At 46.1% G+C, this 5,234-nt stretch carries 5 protein-coding genes; 4 read left to right on the top strand and 1 reads right to left on the bottom strand.

Annotation, left to right across the window (positions count from 1 at the left end; translation table 11 throughout):
* Positions 1-455: 455 nt before the first annotated feature.
* The 4 genes from J0895_RS22795 (at position 456) to J0895_RS22780 (ending at position 4,185) form a co-directional block, all read left to right on the top strand.
* Positions 456-992, top strand: coding sequence for a HEAT repeat domain-containing protein (locus tag J0895_RS22795; protein ID WP_207090284.1), 537 nt, complete (start codon positions 456-458; stop codon positions 990-992).
* Positions 931-1,926 carry an NACHT domain-containing protein gene (locus J0895_RS22790; RefSeq protein WP_207090283.1) on the top strand — a complete coding sequence of 332 codons (996 nt, stop codon included), beginning with the start codon at positions 931-933 and terminating at the stop codon, positions 1,924-1,926. The genes J0895_RS22795 and J0895_RS22790 overlap by 62 nt, the downstream gene beginning before the upstream one ends.
* A gap of 292 nt (positions 1,927-2,218) precedes the next feature.
* Entirely contained in the window at positions 2,219-3,547 is a 1,329-nt protein-coding gene (locus tag J0895_RS22785; RefSeq protein ID WP_207090282.1) for a hypothetical protein, read from the top strand.
* A gap of 395 nt (positions 3,548-3,942) precedes the next feature.
* Positions 3,943-4,185, top strand: a complete 243-nt coding sequence (locus J0895_RS22780; RefSeq protein ID WP_207090281.1) for a hypothetical protein — start codon at positions 3,943-3,945, stop codon at positions 4,183-4,185.
* A gap of 353 nt (positions 4,186-4,538) precedes the next feature.
* Here J0895_RS22780 and J0895_RS22775 read toward each other — a convergent pair whose 3' ends face one another.
* On the bottom strand, positions 4,539-4,802 hold the full coding sequence (locus J0895_RS22775; protein ID WP_207090280.1) for a GlsB/YeaQ/YmgE family stress response membrane protein: 264 nt from the start codon (positions 4,800-4,802) through the stop codon (positions 4,539-4,541).
* Between the last annotated feature and the right edge of the window lie 432 nt (positions 4,803-5,234).

Here is a 5,234-nt window from a genome sequence, read left to right as displayed (position 1 = left end):
GGTTTCTACCATAAATTTTGCCACATTACCCAAATTGTCGCCAGAAACCCGGTTTCTCCACTTGTAGCGGTTCCTGGACTCCTGGGGTACAGAGGCGATTAGGAGTGCGAGCATCTTGCTCGCTTTTGACAATAGCGAGCAAGATGCTCGCACTCCTATAAAATGGACCTTATAACACTGGAAACCGCTTATTAGGCATTATGTAAAAATAAGTTGTGCAAATTTTATATGAAATCCTCTCCGGATGGCGCTTCTAGGCAAAAAATGTTCAAGTTATTTTTACACGACTCCTTAGCGGGTTCCACCGGATATGAGATTCCCCTGCTTTTCTCACCCCACCCAGCCGAAAAATGTCACGAATGTAACCCCCTCCTGAGAAAATGCCAATTATAATAGAAGCAATATTCTTCTAACTTTGAGGAGAACCTCCGTAAGGCGGTTTATCCTGATAGCTAATGACCCACACTCGCTCCCACAAACTGTTTGCCACCGTTGCTCTCACCGTCCTCTCCTGGACCTCAACCCTGCTGCTGACAACCCCCGCCACCGCCGAAACCCCCACGGACGCGGAAATTGCCCCACTCATCGAGCAATTAAAGGTGGCGGATGAATTCACCCGGGGCGATCGCGTAACCGCATTAGCAGAAGTTGGCGCACCTGCTGTCCCTGCCTTAATCAAAGCCTTACAGTCCGATAATTTTCTCATCCGTCAGGGTGCAGCAGAGGCATTGAGTCAAATTGGTGATCCTGCGGTTCCAGACTTACTGAAATCCTTGGAGTCGGACTCCCCCCGAGTGCGAGGGATTACGGCTACAAATCGCACTTTGGGCCATCGAAGAAACTCCCCAACATCGGCTCGCTCCCCATCTCACGATTCCCATTTTAATCGAAGAAGAACTCACCCCCCAACTCACCTCCACCCCTCACCCGTTGCGGGAAACCATCCGCCGCCAACTCCAGGACCTCACGGGAAAAGCGGAACCCATTTCTGATGAATTGCTGGCAAATTTACTCAAACATCGGCGGATTCTGGTCATCTTAGACCACATTTCTGAAATGAGCGAAGCCACCCGCCAGCAAATCCAACTGGAATCATTGGATATCAATGCTTTGGTGATTACTTCGCGACTGGAAGAACCGCTCAATCGGACGACTCAGTGCCGCATTAAACCCCTTCGCATCGCTGGAAATCGTCTGTCTTCGTTTATGGAAGCGTACCTCACTCAACGGGGGAAGCGGGGTTTATTCACGGATAAGGAATTTTTCAACGCCTGCATTCAACTCTCGGATATGGTGGGGACGAGAGATATTACGGTATTGCTGGCAAAGTTATATGCTGAACAGTTAATTTCGGCAAAGGAAGGGTATCAATCGGCAGATTTGCCGGAGAATATCCCGGATTTAATGTTGTCCTATTTAAACGAATTGAATCGGGATGTTACGGAAGATAAACTCGCCGATCGCACTCTGCACCAAGATGCTAAAGCGATCGCCTGGGAATGTCTGAAAGAGCGCTATCGTCCCGCGAGTGCTCACATTAAAGATGCGATCGCCGCTTTACCTGCACCGGATGCGGACCAACGTCTGCATTATCTGGAATCCAAGCTACGTCTGCTGCAAACTGTTGGGGTTGCTAAGGAAAACCTCCGGTTTGCTCTCGACCCGGTGGCGGAATATTTAGCAGGTTTGTATTTGGTGGATTTGTATAAAACCGACTCCCAGCAATGGCAAGATTTCTTTAAAACTGCTGATGCTCAATCCGGTGCACCGGATGCGATTAAAGGTTTTTTGCTGGCGGTGCGTGATTGTTATCTAGCGAAAATTCCTGGGGCCAAGGATAGCGATTTTGTACCGAAAGAAATTGGCGATCGCACGATGACGCAATCTGCACTTCCCCAAGCGGTGGCACAACCTGTATCCCCTTAATGATGGGGGCGATTAGGAGGGTATGAACTTATAGCATTTTGCGAACTAGCCCTGTCAAGGTGGTAAATTTAATGACGCTCAATCGTTGTTTCATGTAGGGGTAGGGTCTCCAAACCCTCTGATCTGATGTAGGGGTTTGGTCTCCAAACCCTCTTGAGGCTGGATGTTTTATGCTTTTTCCTGGGGATTGGAGGGAATGGGGCCATATTTTGGGAAAAGCCAGTCTCAGGACAGATGCGATCGCCTTCGATGTCTCGATACCTTAGAACAGTGTAACTTGGAGAGAGAAACTGTGGACGCAACTGTGGATCGCGCTTGGGAACTCAAGCAGGAATTAATTGATTTTGTTTTGGATGCCGAGGGAGAGGTGGCGATCGCCCTGGAAACTTATGCGGCTGAACACGCTTCTCGCGATCGTTCAGATATCAGTCAGCGCAATATGCGGATTGATTCATTTGCAGTGGAGGGTAAAGTCGGGAAGACAACTCCCATTGATTTATTTTTAGAAATTCAACCGGACTTACCTGAAGGCGATCGCGCCTTAATTCAAAGTTGGCAAAATAGCTTCATAGGTGTCTTTGAAGCAATTCAAATTGTACCCGATGGCCTAGAATTGATGAACTGGCTCACGGCTAAATATTATCAGGTTAAGGCCAATTCTGCTGCACAACAGGCACAAATCCAGCGGATTAAACTGGGAGATATTTTGCTGACTCGCATCGCCCCAGTGGACGATTTTCAGTATATGTTCTTCGGGAGTTATATGGCACTCGGGAATCTGGGTAAACCCAAACTTGCAGTGGCGATCGGTAATTTTAAAGATAATTACAAAAATCACCTCTATGGGGATGCCCCTGGATTATTAGAAGAAGCCTGGGAATCGGTGGTGAAATATCATGAAGAATTTACCGAATTTTTTGGAGGCGATCGCTTTACCCTTCCCGGATATCAACTCAACAAAAAAATTGGCGAACTGCAAGAAAGCATGACTAAAAAACGTCTTGCCGAAGCAGGAATTGACGAAAATAAGTCTCTCGAAGAAGTAGCTTCCGAAGCAGGCGTTGACATGGAGGAACTGATGGCGGCAGCGGAAGAAGCCGGTGTGGACCCTAAAGAAGCCGCCCAATTCTTCGATCGCAATAAAAACAATAAAATGGTCATGCCGAAAGTCCATTTACCCGATGACCTCAAAAAAGCCGAAGAGGTTACCTGTTTTTCTCATCCCAGGTGGGGTCAAATGTTGATTCCGACTTATGGTAAATTTGTGGCACTCCTGAACCGGGAAGACCCCAGCATCATCGAGGCAGAACCTCTGGTTCGCCATTACCTCGAAGACCCCATTATTAATTTTTATGTCTGGCAGCAACTTGTCGCTGAGTATCCTAATCCATTGCAAAATCTACTGCAACGGGTGTTAGAACGACCCAATTTTCAACTCGACCGCGATTTAGGGCCTCTCTTGCAGGAATTTAATAAACCTTTAGAACCTCATCTGCCGGAAACTGCCTCGATTCCCCTGCATTTAAATCAACTCTTTGAAGAGGCCCTAGTCGAAGTCAACAAATCCAAATCAAAATCTAAGGGTAAAAAGAAAGCATCCAAAGGCTTTCTCGCCTCCTAAACTGGGGTTAATTTTGCCCCCGACGATGACCCTAAACGACTATATCCTTAAGGGTGTAGTCGTTATATAGCTTTTTCTAAATGATTTATGCCCTCTCCTGCTCCCCTCTCCCGCTTTGGGCCGCCGACGGTTGGGGGCCGCCGACGTCCATTCGCCTAATCATTTAGAACCGCTATAGTCGTTTATTAATTAAAAACCTGGTTTTAATTAACATTAAATTTGCAGGGTAGTATTTTTATCTTTATTCTCCGATTAAAGGATTCCCTGCCTATCCCTTAGAGAAGGATACTGCAATCTAAACTTTAAATATTAAAATTAATGACAAAACCCTTGCCAGATTGAAAAATAAGCGGCACAATAAGAAAGAATCTTCCATATTCCCTTGCCATCTATCTATGGTTAGAAAAAATACTCGCTTTCTTATTTATATTGTCGCTTGTAGCACTATTGGTGTTCTGGTTGGAGGCACTGCCTACAGCGCCGAACTCAATCGCTGTTTAGATGCTGCTGTACCGACAAATCAATGCCTTACCCAAGACCCCGTTGTCAGAACTCTTGAAGGGATGACTTTTGGATTAATTGCTGGGGCGGGCGCTGCATTAGGATCCACTTGGCAAATTTGGCAGAAAAATAAATAGGATTTGGATCCGTTTCAGTAAATCAAGTTTTGCCATTTTGCTGACAAAGCCGATTCTGGATTCAAAGAGCGTTGGCCCTTCGGAGTTTGGCAACCGAGGGGAAAACTCTCTCAAATCCCCTAACAAAATCAAGCAGTCTTCAGGGATGATCTCGATATCCCTGAAGACTGCTTTTTAGCCCCAGATTGATGATTGTGATCAACGTTCTTTTAAACTGGCCCTGGGAGACTAAATTGCAGTGATGTCCTAAGTCTGGTCCCATGAAACAAGGGGCAAAGGCTTGCTACCCTACCCCTAATACCGGCTTATTAAAAAAAAGAGTCACATCATTCTAGGGACAGGACCCGAAAAATTTATGCTGCACGCTGAGTCAACAGACCCCAGATGAAGATCAGGACCATTGCGCCGATCACCGCAAACAGAATACCCTGCCAACTCAGACCCACTGCTGTAATTCCAAAGATGGCTTGCGCTACCCATCCCCCTACAATTGCACCCAGAATCCCTAGTCCAATCGTGGCAAAAATACCACCGCCTTGACTTCCGGGATAAATTAATTTTGCTAAAGCCCCAGCAATCAGTCCTAAAACAATCCAAGTTAAAATACTAACCAACATAAGATAATCTCCTTTTTTGATTCGTTGCTTTTTGTCTTATGTAAATACACTAACAATTACATCCATCATTTCTCATCTATCGAAGGGAATAAGTTGATCCGACTGCCATTGCTATCTTAGGATAGAGATAATCCCTCAAAGGCCCCGTCTCCGGTATTTCTGCTTAGGTCTGTCCGGATTTTTTGAAATTAACCGATCGCCTCGATTATTCTCCCCGCAAGGATTGACACCTGTTGAACAAAAATTTAGAGGGGGTTGAAATTTCTTATCCCCCACCCAGGAATCAAGCTCACACAAGAGAAACACGTTAGGGCTGGTAGCCTCGCGCTCTAAAGAAGCTATGTGGAAAGCCCACGCGAGCGGTTTTAACCGCCTATCGCATTTTTCTGCAATGCTCTACTCTTATAGGGTATCATTAGGCACAGACAAGTT

Origin of the sequence: Phormidium pseudopriestleyi FRX01 (genome assembly GCF_017313335.1) — a bacterium.
GTDB classification, from domain to species: Bacteria; Cyanobacteriota; Cyanobacteriia; order Cyanobacteriales; family Laspinemataceae; genus Laspinema; species Laspinema pseudopriestleyi.
The sequence above is the reverse complement of the archived record's forward strand: the minus strand, read 5'-3'. Positions and strand labels throughout refer to the sequence as shown.

Coding starts and splice junctions, on each gene's coding strand:
- J0895_RS22775 (WP_207090280.1), bottom strand. CDS start 4,802: ATGTTGGTTAGTATTTTAACTTGGATTGTTTTAGGACTGATTGCTGGG.
- J0895_RS22795 (WP_207090284.1), top strand. CDS start 456: ATGACCCACACTCGCTCCCACAAACTGTTTGCCACCGTTGCTCTCACC.
- J0895_RS22780 (WP_207090281.1), top strand. CDS start 3,943: ATGGTTAGAAAAAATACTCGCTTTCTTATTTATATTGTCGCTTGTAGC.